The following is a 17,540-nucleotide window of genomic DNA, read 5'->3' on the forward strand; positions in this document are numbered from 1 at the left end:
TCAATAGACGGGTGTCTCACGATAGGTGCCCCAAACGTCTTTCAACGTTTCGACGATGTCGCCCATTGTGGCGCCGTTGGCGACGAGTTCGACCGTCACTGGCATGATGTTTTCCGAGGGATCTTTCGCCACCTCTACGAGCTTCTTCAAAAGAGCCTCGTGTTTTTCGGCGTCGCGCTCGCGGCGTACGCGCTGGGTGCGCGCGACCTGACGCTCTGCCGTCGTCTGGTCGTAGGGGTGAGTGTGGATCTCGGGATCGTCCTGGTTGTCCACGAAGCGATTGACGCCAATGACGGGCTTGTCGCCCGACTGCTTGCGCAATGCGGTCTCATAGGCGAAGTCGGCGATATGCTTCTGGAACCAGCCGTCGCTGATTAGCTTCAGGGTTCCCCCGTTGCTCTCGACCTCGGCAAGGATCTCGAAGATGCGTTTCTCGTAGTCGGCGGTAAGCGTCTCGACGTAATAGGAGCCACCAAGCGGATCGATCACCTGCGTGACGTTGGTCTCCTCGGCGATGACCTGCTGGGTGCGCAGCGCCATGCGCATGGCGTCCTCGGTCGGGATCGCGAAGGCTTCGTCGTAGCCGTTGGTATGGAGCGACTGGCAGCCGCCGAGGACAGCCGCAAGCGCCTGCATGGACGTGCGCACGACATTGACCATGTATTGCGGTTTGGTGAGAGAGGCCGCCGCCGTCTGGCAATGGAAGCGCAGGCGCATCGACTCGGGATTCTTAGCGCCGAACCGCTCCTTCATGATCTTGGCGTAGCAGCGGCGGAGCGCCCGAAACTTAGCGACTTCCTCGAAGAAGTCGGCCTGGCAGACGAAGAAAAACGCTAGGCGCGGCGCGAATTCGTCCACCTCCATGCCCGTCTTCAAGACTTCCTCGACGTAGACAATGAGGCTGGCGAGCGTGAACGCGGCCTCGTGGAGCGGCGAGGAGCCGGCCTCGGAGATGTGGTAGCCGGAAATGTTGATGGGATTGTAGCGCTTCATGTTACGCGCGCAGTAGGTGATGCAGTCGCGAACGATGCGCACGGACGGCTCGACCGGGAAGATGTACTCCTTCTGAGCCATGTACTCCTTGAGGATGTCGGCCTGGACCGTCCCGGAGAGCTTGTTGAGGTCATAGCCACGTTCCTGCGCCAGCACGACGTACATCGCGAGCAGGATCCAGGCGGACGGATTGATGGTCATGGAGACGGAGATCTTCTCCAGATCGATACCCTCGAACAGGGCCTCCATGTCGGCAAGGGTGTCGACTGCGACGCCCTCGCGGCCGACCTCTCCCTCGCTCATGGGATGGTCGGAGTCGTAGCCCATCAGTGTCGGCATATCGAAATCGGTGGAGATGCCTGTTTGACCCTGCGCGATCAGATACTTGAAACGCTTGTTGGTGTCCTCACCGGTGCCGAAGCCCGCGATCTGGCGCATGGTCCATGGCCGTGAGCGGTACATGGTCGGGTAGGGGCCGCGGGTGAACGGATAGCGGCCGGGCAGCCCGATGTCCTCGATCGGCGTTTCGGCCAGGTCCGCGGCGGTATAGGTGCGCTTGACCGGAAAATCGCCGAGCGTGAAGAACTGCTCCTTGCTCTCGGCCTGCTTGCGAAGGAACTGCGCGACCTCGTTGGCCTCCCAGTCCTTCTCCTCCGCCCGGATCTTGTCGATGACTTCCCGGGAGAAGGAGGAATCATTGAAGATCTCGTTCATCGGTTAAATATTCCTTTTTCGAGTGAGGCTGTTACAAGCTCGTTCGCCAGCGAATAGGGATCGGCCTGACGATCGCTGAGGCGCTGGGCGAGCGCCGAGCAATGGGGTCTGGATTCTTCGGTGAAGCGCTCGATCAGCAGAGTCTCGGCGGTCTTGTGGAGGCGATACCTGGCGATCGCGAGACGGCGCTTCCTGCCGCTTTCGGAGTCGAAGGCCACCTTGCGGTGGCGGGTGAGCGCATCGATGAGTTCGTCGAAGCCGTCGCCCGTATAGGAGCTGATGCCAACCACGGGCGCGTTCCAATCGGGCGTCTCGCCCGGCTTCAGCCCGAGCATCAGCATGGTCTTGAGATCGGTGATCGTGCGCGACGCATCGCTACGATCACATTTGGAAACGACGTGAATGTCGGCAATTTCGAGCATGCCGGCTTTGATCGCCTGCACGTCGTCGCCCAGACCCGGCGCGGACACGACAATCGTGGTGTTCGACGCCTTGGCGATCTCGACCTCGTCCTGGCCGACGCCGACGGTCTCCACGATGATGGTGTCGAAGCCGCCGATATCGAGGATATCGGTCGCCTCCAGAGTTGCCCGGGCTAGCCCGCCGACGGCCCCACGTGTGGCCATGCTGCGGATATAGATGCCGGGATCGGACGCGATGTCCGTCATGCGGATGCGGTCGCCCAGAATCGAGCCGCCGGTGTAGGGGCTCGATGGGTCCACCGCGACAATTCCGACTTTCATGCCGAGCTTACGCAAACGGCCCGCGAGCGCGGCGACAAGTGTGGACTTGCCGCTGCCGGGGACGCCCGTGATCCCGATCACATGCGCGGAGCCCGAAAGCTGGTAAATCCCCGCCAGAGTCTCCCTGACTTCCTCGACCCCCGCTTCGGCGCGTGAGATTAGGCGTGCGATAGCCGCGGTCTCGCCGGACTTTGCGCGTCCAAGCAGGCTGCTAGACGGCGCATAACGGCTCACGCCCCGGTCTCCGTTTTTATCTGCTCGTACATGTTGCGGAAGACGGCGCGGTCGTCGACCACGCGACGGGCCTTGAAGTCGGTGCGCGGCAGCGAGCCCTTTGGCACGATCTCAGCCTTGGCGCGCAACCCGAGTAGGGTCTGCATGCGGCGGCAGACATCGTTTCGGAACGGATCGGGCGCCGACTCCTCGTCGATCTCGACGCGCAGCAGAAGCTCGTCCATCGTGGATTCGCGCGTGATGACGATCTGATGCTCGCCGCCGTAGCCGGGCGTGGCATTGAGGGCGGCGTCGATCTCGCTCGGATAGACGTTCTCACCACGAATGGTGAACATGTCGTCGATGCGCCCGAAGATGCCGTGCGGCAGCCGCGGGTAGGTGCGCCCGCACGGGTTCGGACCGTCGACCCATTGCGTCAGGTCGCCTGACGCGAGCCGTATCATCGGCTGGGACGTGCGTTCCAAATGCGTGTAGACCGGCGTGCCACGCTGACCGTAGGGCACGCGCTGCATGGTCTTGGGATCGCACACCTCGGTGTAGACGACATCCTGCCAGCACAGCATGCCTTCCGTCTCGGCGCTGCCGGCGACATTCATCCAGGGCGACATTTCCGCCATGGAGCCACTGTCGAAAACCTTCGCACCGAAATACTCCTCGATGCGGCCCCGCACGCCGGGAATGGAGGCGCCGGGCTCGCCGGAGAAGAACATGAACTTGAGCCCGAACTCGCGAGGATTCAGCCCGCTGTCGATGGCCTCCTGTGCCAGATGCAAGGCATAGGTCGGCGTGCCATAGAAGCCGGCGGGCTTCATGGCATCGAGCCACTGGGCACACCGCCGTGTCATGCCGGACGCGCCCGCTCCAAATGGGAACGCCTTGGCGCCGAGCCGCTCGCGCCGGCCAGCGCCCCCCCAGCTTCCCATATATAGAGAGAGAATGGCGGCGATACAGATCATGTCGCCTGGGCGCATACCCATAGCCACATGATACGGGCGTGCGCGTTGGCGATCGCGGTCCAGTCGTTGCGGCCGATGGCGAATGCCGTCGGGCGCCCCGTCGTGCCGCTCGTGCCGTGGATGTGAAACACCTCGCTGTCCGGAATGCATAGATAGTCGCCGAATGGAGGCGCTTCCGCTTGCGACTGGCGCAGCTCCTGCTTGGTGATCACCGGGACTTTCGATTCGAAATCCTCGAGCGACTTGAGATGATCCGGGTGGAAGCCGGCCTCGTCCCAACGGCGCCGATAGAACGGTGCGTTGTCGTAGGCGTAGCGGCAGACGACCTTGAGACGCTCAAGAATGGCTGCCTCGCGCTCGCTCGGCGGCATCGTCTCGCGCTTCTTGAACCAATAGCGCGAGGAGGCTTCCGGAAAATAGTCGTCGGGATAGGACGGCGGAAAAGACCAATATTCCATGTCGATTGCTCCGATCAGCGCGCGCCGCGCTCTGCAACGAGGCGCGTGAGCGTGTCGACGATGGCCTGGGGCGGCGTATCCTGGAGGAGCACCTCCTCGACGCCGATCTTCTTGAGCTCGACAACGTCCTCGTCGGGCATGACGCCTCCGGCGACGACGATCAGATCGTCGACGCCCTTGTCGCCGAGGAGCTTGAAGATCTTCGGAAAAACGGTCATCTGGACGCCCGAAAGCAGGCTGACGCCGAGGACGTCCACGTCCTCTTGGATGGCGGCGTCGACAACTTCCTCGGGCGTACGATGCAACCCAGAATAAATGACGTCCATGCCAGCATCGCGAAGGGTGCGTGCAACAACGCGCACACCGCGATCATGGCCGTCGAGCCCCACTTTAGCGAGGAGCACACGGATAGGCCGATCCAACTCAATTCCTCCCAAGCCGATTTAGTTCTGTTTATTGAATTCAGAATTTGGAATACAGAGTGGCATGACTTGCGCGGTTGTCAAGAGGCAACCATACTCGGGGCCTTCTCCCCCCATCGAATCGTCGGAATCAGAAGGAGTACGCGCATTGCAGGGCCTTGAACCCGCAAAAACCCTCGTGGATCAGGCCTACGAGGTCATCCTCAATGCCCTGTGCGATGGGACCTTCCAGCCCGGCGAGCGACTGACGCAGGAGGAGATCGCCTCCCGCCTCAACGTGTCGCGCCAGCCGGTGACGCATGCGCTTAACGTCTTGAAGTCACAAGGTTTTCTTGTGCAGGCCGGCCGGCGCGGGCTGAAGGTCACCTCGGTCGATCTCGACTTTCTGGAGGCGATCTACCAGTTGCGCTCGGTGGTGGAGCCGCTGGCGGTCAAGCTGGCAACGCCAAAGATGACAGAGAAAGACATCCAGGAGGGGCAAGCGCTGGTGGAACGCGGTCGCGCGGTCGCAAAGTCCGGCGACAGCAAGGCCGTGCAGCAGGCCGACATGGATTTTCACTCTTTTATCTACCGGCTGTCGGGCAACCCGCTGATCGCGGATACCATGAAGTTGCATTGGAATCATCTGCGCCGCGGGATGGGACGGGTGCTGAACTCGGGGCCGGCGACCGGAATCTGGAACGAACACGGACGTGTTCTCGACGCCATGAGCCGCGGTGAGGCCGATGAGGCGGCCGAGTTGATGCGTAAACACCTGGTCGACGCTTACGAGCGGGTGTGCAGATCTGGCGCCCCGGAGCCAGCATGATCGAGTCAGCCTTTATGCGCTGGTAGCCGCACAGGCTCGGCTATTTCCAGTCCGGGCCATTTCTTCAATCTTCTTCCCGCCCATGCGATGCCTGTCCTTAGAGAGGCCCAGTTGCGCCACGCCGCGGCGCTGCAAGATGGGATAGAGATCTCTACGACCTCGCAGCGGGGCCAGGTCGCGTCAGCGGTCATGATGGCGAGTCTGATCGCCGGGCGGATGGGCTTGTGCCCCCGCCTGCGGCCGATCTGCCTGTTCAGTCCCGGTGGCGCAGCGCATCGACCAGCAAGACAAAGGCTGAGGTCGGTTGCCTGCGGTTTGGGAAATATATCCGGTATCCGGGCCAAGGCGGGCACCAATCCTCAAGCACCCGGCTTAGTCGTCCGTCGGCGAGATGGGGCCGAGCCATATCCTCCGGCACATAGGCGAGACCGAAACCCGCCAGGGCGGCATCGAGGGCGGGGAGGATGCTGTCGAAGACGAGTTGCCCCTCCACGCGCACGTTCATCTCGTGGCCATCCTTCTCGAACTCCCAGGCATAGAGACCGCCCTGAGCGAGGAGGCGCAGATTGATGCACTTATGGTCGACCAGATCATGCGGCCTCATTGGCCGTTGGCGCCGTGCTAAATAAGATGGCGCGCCGACCACGGCGGATCGGAGGTCTGGGCCGATGCGCACGGCGACCATGTCCTTTTCCACCTGCTCGCCAAAGCGAACGCCCGCGTCAAACCGATGGGCGACGATGTCGGTCAGGGCGTTTTCGACGGCGATCTCGACCCGGATATCGGGATAGCTTGGCAAAAAAGCCGAAAGCTTGGGCCAAAGTAGATAGCGGACGGCGTGGTCGCTCGCAGTGATGCGAATAGTCCCGGCGGGCTTCTCACGAAGCTCCCTCAGAGCTTCCAGTTCGGCCTCGATCTCATCAAACCGCGGTCCGGCGGAGCGCAACAGGCGTTCTCCTGCTTCCGTCGGCGCGACACTTCTTGTCGTCCGGGTCAGCAGCCGCACCCCGAGCCGTTCCTCGAATTCGCGAATCGTGTGGCTCAATGCCGATTGTGAGATTCCCAGCTTCGCCGCTGCCTTGGTGAAACTGCGCTCTCTTGCGACGGCGAGGAAGGCGGGGAGGTCGGTAACGTTCTGGCGGCTCATTCATGAATCCAGCTCATAGGACTATGCAAATTATACGACCTAATGTGCGCTTGGTGCAGCGCTTATTTAGAATCAAGACACCGTGCGGCACCTCGTGCCGCTCCTCGCCAAAATCACCAATCATGGAGCACTGAATGTCGAGAATCAGGACCCTTCTGCTCGCGACCACATTGATGGCCGTGGTGAGCGTTCCCAGCCTTTGCCTGGCCGACGAATTCAAAGAAGTTTGGCGCGCGGAAGGATTGCAGCAGCCTGAATCCGTCCTGTTCGACACCGAGGGAAAGGTGCTCTACGTATCCAATATTAATGGCGCTCCCACGGACAAGGACGGCAAGGGCTTCATCACAAAAGTCTCGCCCGAAGGTGAAATCATTGAGGCGGAATGGGCAAAGGGGCTGAATGCCCCGAAGGGCATGGGGATTGACGGAGATCGGCTCTATGTCGCGGATATCGACCGGCTTGTCGTCATTGACACCGGAACTGGAGAGATCTCGAAGGTCTACGAGGCTCCGGACGCCAAGTTCCTGAACGACGTCACGGTGGCCAAGGACGGACGCATATTCGTCTCGGACACGCTCACCAACACGATCTACGCGCTCGACGGCGACACATTCGGAGCGTGGCTGAGCAGTGAGGACCTCGCGGGGCCGAACGGGCTCTACGCCGACGGCGACAAGTTGATCGTGTCCTCCTGGGGCAGCGGCGAAATGATGTCAGCAAAACCCGACCATCTCAGGACCATCGACCTCAAGAGCAAAGAGGTCGCAGATATCGGCGATGGCACGCCGGTCGGCAATCTCGATGGCCTGGCCTTGGGCGACAATGGTAGTTTTCTCGTTACGGACTGGGTGGCCGGCGCGCTCTTCCGGGTCGAGCCTTCCGGAAAGGTCGAGAAACTGCTCGATCTCAACCAGGGAACCGCAGATTTCCTCTACCAAAGCGACGACAAGCTTCTGCTGATCCCGCTCATGCAAGATGGCGCTCTGGCCGCCTTTCACTGGGAACAGTGAGGGTGGTAGTGAAATCTGGACGACTCCACGGGACCTTGGGCCGCGCGGCGCTGGTTCTCGCACTCCTCGTGGCGGCATCGTCCTTGGTTCTTGCAGAGGACTTGGCTCGTGCCGAGGATCGGCGTTGTCCTGAGTCCTCGGACATTAGCTTGCCCGACGGATTTTGCGCGACGATCTTCGCGGACAAGCTCGGTCATGTCCGTCAGCTTGCCGTAACGCCGGACGGCGTCGTTTACGCGAATACCTGGAGCGGTGCCTATTACCCGGACGCCCCCCGTCCAAAGGGTGGATTTCTCGTTGCGCTGAAGGATACGAAGGGCACGGGCAAGGCCGACGTGATTGAGCGGTTCGGCCCATCGTCTACGGCCGGGGTCAAGGGTGGCACCGGCATCTGGCTCCACAAGAATTGGCTCTATGCGGAGAGCGACGACCGCATCGTCCGCTTCGAACTGAAGGGTGACAACGTCAGGCCCTCGAGTAAACTAGAGACGATCGTGAGCGGTATGCCTCTGACCGGCGACCACCCGATGCATCCCTTCGCCATTGACGATGAGGGCAATCTGTTTCTCTCAAGCGCCTCGGCAACCAACACTTGCGAAGTGAAGAACCGCATGCCGCATTCGCCAGGTCAGGAGCCCTGTACGGAACTCGATACGCGCGGTGGGGTCTGGCGCTACGACGCCAACAAGACGGGACAGGTTTTCTCGTCCAAGGAGCGCTACGCTACCGGTATTCGCAATGCCGAGGGCTACGATTTCGATACGGCCGGCCGCCTCTACGCGACCCAACACGGCCGGGATCAACTCCACGAGAATTGGCCTGAGCTTTACTCGCAGCAACAAGGCTTCGAGCTTCCAGCTGAGCAGGTCATGATCCTAAAGATCGGGGCCAATTACGGCTGGCCCTTCTGCTACTACGATCCGGAGCAGAAGAAGCTTGTGCTTGCGCCCGAATATGGCGGCGATGGCGGTAAGAAAGTCGGCCAGTGCAGCGAGTACGAACTACCCGTCGCGGTTTTTCCCGCGCATTGGGCACCCAACGACCTCAAAATCTACAAAGGCTCGCAATTCCCGAAGGCATACCGCGGCGGTGCCTTCATTGCGTTCCACGGCTCGTGGAACCGGGCCCCTGGCCCGCAAGCCGGATACAACGTCGTGTTCCAGCCGCTTGCCGACGGGAAGCCTTCCGGCGACTACGTCGTGTTCGCGGATGGATTTGCCGGCCCGAACAAGGAGCCGGGCGGAGCTGCGCGTCGGCCATCGGGGCTTGCGATCGGTCCGGATGGCGCTCTCTACATCGGCGATGACAAGAGTGGCCGTATTTGGCGCGTGACCTACACTGGCGACCCCAATGCAGTAATTCAGGCGGCGCCTGAGCCAATGGTCGAGGCGGCTGCCTCGTCCGGCGGAACGGTTCCGCCGGAGGGAGCACAAGGCGCGGTTGCCGATCTTCCGGTGCCGCCTGGAGCGACGCGCGAGGAAGTCGCGCTTGGCATGAGGATTTTTCACGGAAAGGACGTGGCCGCGACGTGCGCGGGATGCCACGGGGCCAATGGCATTGGGACACCGGTTGGACCGGATCTGACGAACGGGACGTGGCTTTGGGGCGACGGCAGCATTCAGGCCATCACCAAGGCCATCAGGCACGGCGTGCCGCAGCCGAACCAGCATCCCGGCGCAATGCCTCCTTATGGCGGCGTTCCTTTGCCGGATGACAAACTCGCCGCGGTTGCCACCTATGTCTGGGCGATCGGGCACGCCAAGCAATAGTAGCTAGGTTCGACGGTCTCGGCCGGACTTACGGGGGCGAGTTCGATACGGCCCGTGGCCGGATGCGTTCGGCGCGAAATGGCCCGTCGTCTGTGTCGCGTCGCCGTCTCGTTGCTACCGTCGGTGTGACAGGCACGTGGACTGTCAATCCAGGCCAAGCCGTGGACCGCTACGATGACTCCTACCCGGCAATTGGGCTTCTCAATGCCGCAATAGTGGTAAAATATAGACGCTCGCGAGGTATCCAGATATCAGAAATTCGTGGTGTTGCAGCACGTTGTCTCGTAGCCGTCAGCCTGCTTTTCGCGTCCGCACCTGTGTCGGTCGGCGCTGCCGATCAAGAGAGCGAAGCCGAGGCGGTAAGGGTCGAGGTGGCCAAGGTCGTCGCCGGGCCGCTCAACGAACAAGTCACGGCCGTTGGCACGCTCCCGTCGGACGAAGCAGTTACGATCAGTTCGGAGATCCCAAGGCGACTCGAGGCTATCCATTTCGAGGAGGGGCAACCGAAGGCGGGAACAAAGACAAGCGACGGTGAATTGCACCCCCGAAGACTGGCCGTGATGCGAGGCTGAAGCTTCCTGTGCGAAAAGTCGCTCAGCAGAATGGGTAATCGGTCGATATTCGATCTGCAGGCGACTCAGCTAGCACAAACTCTAGCACAAAGATTTATCCACAGCAGAATTAACTAATTAAATCAATATATTATGGCTCAGGTCATTCGCCTCATAACCTGAAGGTCGTAGGTTCAAATCCTACCCCCGCAACCAATCCAGCAATTTCCTAGTCCCGCAACAACAGCCCCGGAAAATGGGAGCTGCAGGACATGACGTGAGTGATGGCCTCCCGGTCGTACTCATCGCCCGAGCGATATGCGTCGAAGTAGTCGTTCAGCCGCCTCACGCGTTCGGGCATTGCAGCCACGGCCTGCAAGCCAACTGAGACGCCGTAATTCGCAAAGGCGATGCGTACATGCGGTGCATAGGGTTCGCGGCAGAAATAGCCGTCCTCCATCCACATGCGGTCCAACATGGCCAGCGAACGGGTACGCTGGACCTGCGCCCATGGCTCATCCGGGAAGAACTGAGTCATCCACAGCATCATCCCAAGCCCGAGGTCTTGGCTGATGACGAGGCCGCCGGCCACCGCGTCGATGAGTTCCTTCATCTCGGCGATTTCCGGCGCCAGTTCCACGTCGTCGAGAAGCCGGTAGGCCACATAGCCGTCGAAGGCATCGAGGGCGCCAAAGCCGAAACCGGGTTCGGGCCCGCTGAGGTCCTCTTTCATCTTCCAGAGGCACCGCGCTTCGGCACCACGAACGGCCCGTGGATCTCGCGCGCCAGCTTGATCCCCTCCGCCCGGTAGGCGGGATCGAAACGGCCCATCACGTGGAGCGCGTAAAGCCACATGGCGAGGTAGTGGAAATACTGGCCGTAGCGATCCGGTGCTTCGCCGATGCGAATGCCGCGATCGCGTCCGAGAACGCGCCTGACGTCTCCAACGACCTGAGCGGCCTCGTCGAGATATTTCTGCTGCTGTAACGCCTCGTACAGCGAGGCGAGAAGGACGACGCCGAAGGCATCCGTCCAAAGATAGCGCAGGCCGTTCGGCCAAATGCGCTCAGCCCGCATCCAGGCGAGCTTGTCCAGGACGTAGTCGATATCCTTGAGCCCCTGCATCGCACAACCTCGTCAGGGAGCGGATTGCCGCCAACGCACGCGCGTCGGCCGGGCAGCTTCTATGTGGCGCCAATCCCGTTTTGGCGCCTTGATTGGCGTCAAGCGGTCCTGCTGGCATAGGATGGCCTCTAGCCCATATCGCCTGGACGTCTCCCATGGAAAACGACGCTTTCGACCCCGAGAGCCAAAAAAAACTGGCGCTCGATCAGCTTGTTTTGCTGGACGAACACAACTGCCTCGAAGGCGACGAGATGCGCCCGTTGCGTCTCGCTCTCGAGTTCATGAAGGCGGACCGTGCGCTGATCGACGAGGCGATTGCCTCGACGGTCGTCGTCTTCGGCAGTCACCTGATCGCTTCGCCCGAGGCGGCCGATGCCGCCTTGAGCCGGGCCACGGACCCAGCTGGCAGGGCGCGCGCCGAGCAGCAGCGCGCCATGTCCGCCTGGTATGAAGAGGCACGCCACTTTGCACGCATTGTCTCGGAACGCGGCGGTGCGCTCGCGTCGAGCGGTCCACGTCACAATGTCCTGGCGACCGGCGGCGGGCCCGGAATCATGGAGGCGGGCGAACCGGGGGGCCATGGAGGCCGGGCCCCGAGCATCGGCTTCAATATTGTCTTGCCGGAGGAACAGCACCCCAATCCCTACATCACGCCGGAGCTCAGCCTGTCTTTCCGGTACTTCGCCATCCGCAAGATGCACTTTGCCATGCGGGCGCGGGCGCTTGCGATCTTTCCGGGCGGCTTCGGGACCTTGGACGAGTTGTTTGAGATACTTACGCTCAAGCAGACTCAGAAGATGGCGCCGATTCCGGTCATCCTGTTTGCGCGCGCCTATTGGACGAACCTGATCGACTTCGGCGCATTGGTGGAGCGGGGCACGATCCGAGAAGACGATGCGGGCTCGTTCGAAATGGTCGACAGTGCCGAAGAGGCCTGGGCTGTGCTGTCTCGCGCAGGTGTCTTGACCGAGCCTTCGTTGCGCGTGCCATAGGCCCGTCCGACTTCTCAGGCGGCTATCGGACGGCTCATCAAGCGACGACTTTGCGTTTTCGTGAGCGGGGCTCCTCGGCTGCCGTGCCGAGCACATCCGCCTGTCCGCGTTTCGAGCCCGCAAGGTCGGCGATCGTGTGGAGATCCAGAACGCTTATGAAAGCCTCCAGCGCATCGCCGACAACTTGATTGATGGGAGTCCCGGCTCTCTTGGGCGCGGAGCGGGCGGTGCCCCCTTTGCGGGCCGACCTTATCCTGGCGGCCTCCGTGAACCGGACCACCTCGCCGATACGGATCTCATCCGCGGGCCTCGCCAGACCCAAGCCACCGGAGCGGCCACGAACCGTCTCGACGAATCCCGCCCGCACCAAGCCCGGTACGATCTTGGCGACGTTGTACTCCGTGATCCTCTCCGCGCGCGCGATATCGGCTGCCCGAAGGCGCTTTGTCCCGGCGCGGGCGCAACGCACGAGAATGCGGATGGCGTGATGAGTTTGTTTGCTCAGTTGCATAGGCGTCTCGGCACCATACATACCAAATCATCCTGGCCGAGTGGGATAATTTGGCAATGGCCCGGCAAGGCGGCGATTCGCCCAGGCAGGGCCGGATCGGAAAACCGTTTACAAATGGACTTCTACTCTACCACGAGTCGGGCAGCCCGATGATCTTCCCCTCGCCAAAGCCTATCGGAAACCGCATCTGCCGCTCCGGCAATTCGCGAAGCCGTCAGAAGCGGGCGCGTGAAGCTGGGCGCGATCTTCCCGCTGCGCGGCACAACCGGCGCACAGAAGGACGAGATCGCGCGCATAGGCATGGTCCTCTTGCCGGCCGGCGCCTGGTGCGGTCAGAAACACCTCGATGCCGACATAGAGAAAACGCGGATTGCGCCAGACGATCTCGGGAATGTAGGTCCACACGACAGGACGCAATTCCTGTTCCGACGGTGCACGAGACCCGTTTGTTTCGTGCGACACGATCTTGAGCCGCCGTATATCCGCATCCTCTGACGCGGAACCATGCGCACGGTTTGCCAGCGCGTGGTCCAGGCAACTCAAGAAGTCTTCGCTGTGACAATAGATATCGGCACACCGGCCGCTCTCGTTGAGACCCGTATGGATATCGATCACAGGCCCGGTTCGCCGGTGCAGTTGCTGGAGAACCTGCTGGTACATCTCGGCATGGCGAATGCGGTATTGGAATTCATCGTCCGGCGTGGGATTGGCGTTCTCCAGCCCCTTGTCCACGCGGAGCACGTCGCAGCGGTCCCCGAGAAGCCCGGCCAGGCGATCTCCGAAGGCGAGTTCGTCCCTATGAACGCCGATCAGGAGAAGCGGTTTTTCCATCGTCTCCATCGCCCAGCCACTCGTAGATCTCGAAAGACGTAGCGCAACAACTGCCGCAGGTGCCGCCCGTCGAGCATTTGTTGCAGCTGCATCCGAACTCGAGACGCTTCACCTTGCCCTTGCGGATCCAATGATCGAGCATGCCCCGCAAAGCGTCCGGCTCTACGCTGTAATGTGTCGAGAGGTCCCCAATGCTGGCGGGGCTATGGGTCTCGAGGTAGTTCTTCAGATCAAGCAGCATTGGCGTTCGCTGTCGTCCATGCGGTTAGGTTTTGGCATGCACGTTGGGCATCACGCACCCCGGAGTGCGGGGAGGCGGTGATTTTCGTGGGTGCCGTAATAACGCATGCCAAGAAACGCCGCGACAAAGAGCGCGAGTATTCCGCCGATCCACCAAGCGGAAGACACTGGATCCTGCGAGAACGTCGCGGCCTGATAGAACAGCACAGCGACACCGTATGCGAGCGCGGTCGTCCACACGCTGACGAATATGGCCCAGACCGCGCCGATTTCGCGATAGACGGCGGCGGTAGCCGCGACGCAGGGCATATAGAGCAAGATGAAGAGCAGATAGGCGAAGGCGCCAACCTGGCCATTGAAGAGGCTCGCCATCGATCCGAAGATGCCGGCGCTTACCCCTTGCTCCTCCGCCGCGCTAGCCGGTGAGCTGACATCGCCGATGTCCATGCCAAGCGGATCCTGCGCCGTACCGAAGGCATCCCGAAGGTTCGGTCCGATGCTCTCGAATGCCGCTTGCAGGCCGCCCCAGAAGTTGAACGCGTCTTCGCCCTCCTCGGAGCCGGGCTCGGCGTCGTTCGCGGCCATGCTGGAGTAAAGCGTGTTGAGCGTGCCGACCACGACTTCCTTGGCGAGCAGGCCGGTGAAGATACCGACTGTCGCCGGCCAATTGTCTTCCTGGATGCCCATTGGTTCGAAGATGGGGACGAGTCCGCGGCCGATCTCGGACAGTACCGAGTCCTCCGAATCCTCGTGGCCGAAACTTCCGTCGGTTCCCCACGAGTTGAGGAAGGCGATCACGACGACCATGGCGACGATCACCTTGCCCGCGCGCAGAATAAAACTCTGCAACCGGTCCCAGGTGCGCAGCATGATGCCTTTGAAGGTCGGCATGTGATAGGGCGGCAGCTCCATCACGAAGGGAGAGGTCTCACCGCGCAGCAGCGTGTGCTTGAGCATCAGCCCGGTGAACACCGCGGCGAGAATGCCGATCAGATAGAGCGCGAAGACGAGGTTCTGCCCGCCGACTGGAAAGAACGCCGCCGCGAAGAGGGCATAGACCGGAAGCTTGGCGCCGCACGACATGAACGGCGCCATCATGATGGTCATGGTGCGGTCGCGCTGATTTTCCAGCGTCCGGGCGGCCATGATCGCCGGCACGTTGCAGCCGAATCCGACAATCAGCGGAACGAAGGATTTGCCGGGCAGGCCGATCATGCGCATGAGCCGGTCCATGACGAACGCGGCACGCGCCATGTAACCGGAGTCCTCTAAGAGCGAAAGGAAGAGGAATAGGCATGCGATGATCGGGATGAAAGTCGCGACGGTCTGGATGCCGCCGCCGACGCCCGTGGCGAGCAGGGTCACGACCCAGTCGGGGCTGCCAATGCTCTCAAGGAGATGGCCGAACCCGTCGACGAAGATGGTGCCTGCGGCAATATCGAAGAAGTCGATGAATGCGCCGCCGATGTTGATGGTGAACATGAACATCGCATACATGATGATTAGGAAGATCGGGATGCCCAGCGTCCGGTTGAGGATGACGCGGTCGATGCTGTCGGACACGGTTTTGTTCAATTGCGTGGTCCGGCGCACGGATTTCTGTGTCAGGCCGTTGACGAAGTCGTAGCGTCCGCTGGCGATGAGCGTGTCGGCATCGACGCCGAGGTCCGCCTCGATCTTGTCCCTTTGGCGCGCAGCGATCCTCTCCGCTTCCGAATCGAGGGTGCCCGACGCGCTTTCGTCGCCCTCCAGAAGCTTGACGGCGAGCCAGCGGGACGATCCGCTCGTTGCTGTCTCGGTGATGTGCGGGAGGAGTTCGGCGAGGGCCGCTTCGACCTCCGGCCCATAGGTGGGCGTTTCCCGAACCGGTTGCGCCTCGCTCGCGGCACGGACGATCTCGGCCTTGAGGTCATCGACCCCCTTTTCGGCCGAAGCGACAATCGGGATGACCGGACAGCCCAGCCGCTTGGACAATTCATCGATATTGATCTCCAAGTGCCGCGACTTGGCGATATCGACCATGTTGAGCGCCACCACGATTGGGGCGCCCATTTCCAGCAACTGGGTGGTGAGATAGAGATTCCGCTCGATGTTCGAGGCGTCGATGATGTTGACGATCAAGTTCGCGCCACCCTCGACGACGTAGTCGCGCGCAACGCGTTCGTCGAGAGAGACGGACCCGCCTGCGCCGTCGAGCGAGTAGACGCCGGGCAAGTCGACGACCTCAATTCGCTGTCCGCGATAGGCAAAGCCCCCGACCTTCTTCTCGACGGTCACGCCCGGCCAGTTTCCGACGCGCTGTTGCGTGCCGGTCATCGCATTGAAGAGCGTGGTCTTGCCGCAGTTCGGATTGCCAACGATGGCAATGCTCACCTCATCCATTAAACGATCCTCTCGATCTTCAATGCGTCCGCTTCGTGCTTGCGCAGGCTGAGCGAGAAACCGCGCACCTTGATCTCGACGGGATCACCGAGCGGGGCCACGCGGACAACGCTGATCTCGGTGCCGGGCGTGAGACCCATGGCGAGTAGCTTCTGCCGGTAATGTTGTGCGCCCTCGTTGAAACCGATCACCGAAGCCCGGTCTCCCACGGACAGGCCGCGAAGCCCTTCATCCATTCCTTCACCTCGTTTCGACATCGCTGACAGGCACGACCAGGATTTTTCTTGTCACGCCGACTCCCAGCGCCAACCGAAGATCTCCGAGGGCAACCACCATTCGCCCGTCCGTCTGACGCTGGGTGACGGTCAGTTCCTTGCCGACGACAATTCCGAGATCGAACAATCGACGTTGATCATTCTGATCGCCCGATACGGCGACGACTTTGACCCGCTCATCAGTGCCGGCCATTGCCAGCGGTAGTCCCCCTGCACTCATAGTCTCGGCACCAAGCGATCCATCATCGTCCCAAGCATTGACACGCAACCGCCCCGCACGCCAGATTGTCGACTAAATAAGTCATATTTTTTGTCCCTATAAACTGATCCCGGTCAGGGCTCGGATGTGCAAGGGGACAATATCCTGCCAAAGAGGCGTGCCGTTGCACGGTAACAACAGCGAGTGAGTGATCGACGCATGAGTAACGAGACCGGTCCCGGCGGAGAGAACCGGATGGGCGGGCAACCGAGCGGTCAATTCGGAGGCGATAGCGGCGAATCCGAGGAAAATGGGATGCATGCGGAAGGCGCGCTTCCGTTCGGTTGGTACTATTTCGGACCCGAGCCCCCAACCTTTCAGCCTCCCGGCAATCCTGGCTACGGACCTGGCGGCGCACCCGGAACCATGCATGGTGCGTCGTTTGGTCCCGCGGGCGATCCTTACGGTGCCGCACCTGGCGCGCACGGTGGCGACGCATACGAGAAGCACGACAAGAGTGCCGCTTACATGGACGCGTTCGACCGGTTGTCGCGCGGACATGTCGACGCCCAGACGATCGGCAAGCTTCTCTCGCTCGATGACGAAGAGTTCTGGAAGGGCGCCCTCGTCGGTGCAGGCGCGGCGCTTCTCGCGACGAACTTGCCCGCTCTCAAGACCATGCTTGCCGGAGCCTTTGCAGGCGGCGGTGCGGCTAAGGGCGGCGAGAGCAAGAGTGGCGACACAGATGCTGCGAAGCATGCGTCCGAAGCGGACGTCCGCGGCGGATCATATGCCGACGACAAGGAGACGAAAGAGTGACCTATTCCAATGACGTTCAGAGCTACGGCTATGCTGCGCCCATGCTGCCGGCCGGTCCCTATCTGCTGCGCACGGGTGCCACCGGCGCCATGATCGCGGGCGGTTGGGCCGCGGTGACAGATCTTCGCCGCATGCGCGAGGGTGAGATTTCCCGCGACGAGGCCATCAAGCACACGGTCACCAACGCAGCGATCGGCGCCGGTGCGGGCGTGCTTGTCGGCACGGCAGCACATCTTGCGCGCAACCATCCGCTGGCAGGTGTCGCCGTGGTGCTGGCTGCCGGCGCCGGAGCGCTCTACCTGGCTGGCCAGGAGAAGTCGGAAGGACCCACGGGCGAGACGGGCAACTAGCACCGCGCTCC

At 61.7% G+C, this 17,540-nt stretch carries 20 protein-coding genes; 6 read left to right on the top strand and 14 right to left on the bottom strand.

The features are described 5' to 3' along the window. The 5 genes from AUC70_RS09285 to AUC70_RS09300 form a co-directional block, all read right to left on the bottom strand. Nucleotides 1-1,707 carry a methylmalonyl-CoA mutase family protein gene (locus AUC70_RS09285; RefSeq protein ID WP_069444543.1) on the bottom strand — a complete coding sequence of 569 codons (1,707 nt, stop codon included), beginning with the start codon at nt 1,705-1,707 and terminating at the stop codon, nt 1-3. Continuing rightward, nucleotides 1,704-2,684, bottom strand: a complete 981-nt coding sequence (meaB, locus tag AUC70_RS09290) for a methylmalonyl Co-A mutase-associated GTPase MeaB (protein WP_069444544.1) — start codon at nt 2,682-2,684, stop codon at nt 1,704-1,706. The genes AUC70_RS09285 and meaB overlap by 4 nt, the downstream gene beginning before the upstream one ends. Continuing rightward, nucleotides 2,681-3,529, bottom strand: coding sequence for a phenylacetate--CoA ligase family protein (locus AUC70_RS18010; RefSeq protein WP_244505561.1), 849 nt, complete (start codon nt 3,527-3,529; stop codon nt 2,681-2,683). Before AUC70_RS18010 ends, meaB begins: the two co-directional genes overlap by 4 nt. Nucleotides 3,530-3,636: 107 nt before the next feature. Next, a complete protein-coding gene (locus AUC70_RS18015) occupies nt 3,637-4,098 on the bottom strand; it encodes a phenylacetate--CoA ligase family protein (protein WP_244505562.1) in 462 nt (153 codons plus the stop codon). Between the two features lie 14 nt (nt 4,099-4,112). Then, nucleotides 4,113-4,520 (bottom strand): cobalamin B12-binding domain-containing protein, encoded by a 408-nt coding sequence (locus AUC70_RS09300; protein ID WP_069444545.1) that lies wholly within the window; start codon nt 4,518-4,520, stop codon nt 4,113-4,115. Between the two features lie 148 nt (nt 4,521-4,668). Between AUC70_RS09300 and AUC70_RS09305 the strand changes: the two genes are divergently transcribed. After that, nucleotides 4,669-5,328 carry a GntR family transcriptional regulator gene (locus AUC70_RS09305; RefSeq protein ID WP_069444546.1) on the top strand — a complete coding sequence of 220 codons (660 nt, stop codon included), beginning with the start codon at nt 4,669-4,671 and terminating at the stop codon, nt 5,326-5,328. Nucleotides 5,329-5,581: 253 nt separating this feature from the next. Here AUC70_RS09305 and AUC70_RS09310 read toward each other — a convergent pair whose 3' ends face one another. Next, nucleotides 5,582-6,475, bottom strand: coding sequence for a LysR family transcriptional regulator (locus AUC70_RS09310; RefSeq protein WP_069444547.1), 894 nt, complete (start codon nt 6,473-6,475; stop codon nt 5,582-5,584). A gap of 134 nt (nt 6,476-6,609) precedes the next feature. Here AUC70_RS09310 and AUC70_RS09315 point away from each other — a divergent pair, with 134 nt between their 5' ends. Next, a complete protein-coding gene (locus AUC70_RS09315) occupies nt 6,610-7,485 on the top strand; it encodes an SMP-30/gluconolactonase/LRE family protein (RefSeq protein WP_069444548.1) in 876 nt (291 codons plus the stop codon). An 8-nt stretch (nt 7,486-7,493) separates the two neighbouring features. After that, nucleotides 7,494-9,254 (top strand): PQQ-dependent sugar dehydrogenase, encoded by a 1,761-nt coding sequence (locus AUC70_RS09320; RefSeq protein ID WP_141702054.1) that lies wholly within the window; start codon nt 7,494-7,496, stop codon nt 9,252-9,254. A gap of 780 nt (nt 9,255-10,034) precedes the next feature. Here AUC70_RS09320 and AUC70_RS18020 read toward each other — a convergent pair. Further along, nucleotides 10,035-10,538 carry a hypothetical protein gene (locus AUC70_RS18020; RefSeq protein ID WP_244505563.1) on the bottom strand — a complete coding sequence of 168 codons (504 nt, stop codon included), beginning with the start codon at nt 10,536-10,538 and terminating at the stop codon, nt 10,035-10,037. After that, nucleotides 10,535-10,930: a hypothetical protein gene (locus tag AUC70_RS18025; protein ID WP_244505564.1), complete on the bottom strand. Its 396-nt coding sequence runs from the start codon at nt 10,928-10,930 to the stop codon at nt 10,535-10,537. The genes AUC70_RS18020 and AUC70_RS18025 overlap by 4 nt, the downstream gene beginning before the upstream one ends. Nucleotides 10,931-11,085: 155 nt before the next feature. On the opposite strand from AUC70_RS18025, the gene AUC70_RS09335 reads away from it, so the two are divergent. Then, nucleotides 11,086-11,922: an LOG family protein gene (locus AUC70_RS09335; protein ID WP_069444551.1), complete on the top strand. Its 837-nt coding sequence runs from the start codon at nt 11,086-11,088 to the stop codon at nt 11,920-11,922. Nucleotides 11,923-11,959: 37 nt separating this feature from the next. Here AUC70_RS09335 and AUC70_RS09340 read toward each other — a convergent pair whose 3' ends face one another. From AUC70_RS09340 to AUC70_RS09360, 6 genes are all read right to left on the bottom strand, one after another. Then, nucleotides 11,960-12,433: an Rrf2 family transcriptional regulator gene (locus AUC70_RS09340; RefSeq protein WP_069444661.1), complete on the bottom strand. Its 474-nt coding sequence runs from the start codon at nt 12,431-12,433 to the stop codon at nt 11,960-11,962. A 171-nt stretch (nt 12,434-12,604) separates the two neighbouring features. Continuing rightward, a complete protein-coding gene (locus AUC70_RS09345) occupies nt 12,605-13,264 on the bottom strand; it encodes a hypothetical protein (RefSeq protein WP_083241444.1) in 660 nt (219 codons plus the stop codon). Then, nucleotides 13,230-13,505 carry a FeoC-like transcriptional regulator gene (locus AUC70_RS16315; RefSeq protein ID WP_083241445.1) on the bottom strand — a complete coding sequence of 92 codons (276 nt, stop codon included), beginning with the start codon at nt 13,503-13,505 and terminating at the stop codon, nt 13,230-13,232. Before AUC70_RS16315 ends, AUC70_RS09345 begins: the two co-directional genes overlap by 35 nt. Nucleotides 13,506-13,555: 50 nt before the next feature. Continuing rightward, a complete protein-coding gene (gene feoB / locus AUC70_RS09350; protein WP_069444553.1) occupies nt 13,556-15,886 on the bottom strand; it encodes a Fe(2+) transporter permease subunit FeoB in 2,331 nt (776 codons plus the stop codon). After that, nucleotides 15,886-16,122, bottom strand: coding sequence for a FeoA family protein (locus AUC70_RS09355; protein WP_069444554.1), 237 nt, complete (start codon nt 16,120-16,122; stop codon nt 15,886-15,888). Before AUC70_RS09355 ends, feoB begins: the two co-directional genes overlap by 1 nt. Nucleotides 16,123-16,126: 4 nt before the next feature. Beyond that, complete coding sequence (locus AUC70_RS09360; protein ID WP_206599352.1) at nt 16,127-16,354, bottom strand: FeoA family protein; 228 nt, start codon at nt 16,352-16,354, stop codon at nt 16,127-16,129. A 225-nt stretch (nt 16,355-16,579) separates the two neighbouring features. On the opposite strand from AUC70_RS09360, the gene AUC70_RS09365 reads away from it, so the two are divergent. Both AUC70_RS09365 and AUC70_RS09370 read left to right on the top strand, forming a co-directional pair. Beyond that, nucleotides 16,580-17,179: a hypothetical protein gene (locus tag AUC70_RS09365; protein WP_069444556.1), complete on the top strand. Its 600-nt coding sequence runs from the start codon at nt 16,580-16,582 to the stop codon at nt 17,177-17,179. After that, nucleotides 17,176-17,529, top strand: a complete 354-nt coding sequence (locus AUC70_RS09370) for a magnetosome protein MamC family protein (RefSeq protein ID WP_069444557.1) — start codon at nt 17,176-17,178, stop codon at nt 17,527-17,529. The genes AUC70_RS09365 and AUC70_RS09370 overlap by 4 nt, the downstream gene beginning before the upstream one ends. Nucleotides 17,530-17,540: the final 11 nt, after the last annotated feature.

The sequence above is a fragment of the Methyloceanibacter stevinii genome, from assembly GCF_001723355.1.
Classification (GTDB): Bacteria; Pseudomonadota; Alphaproteobacteria; order Rhizobiales; family Methyloligellaceae; genus Methyloceanibacter; species Methyloceanibacter stevinii.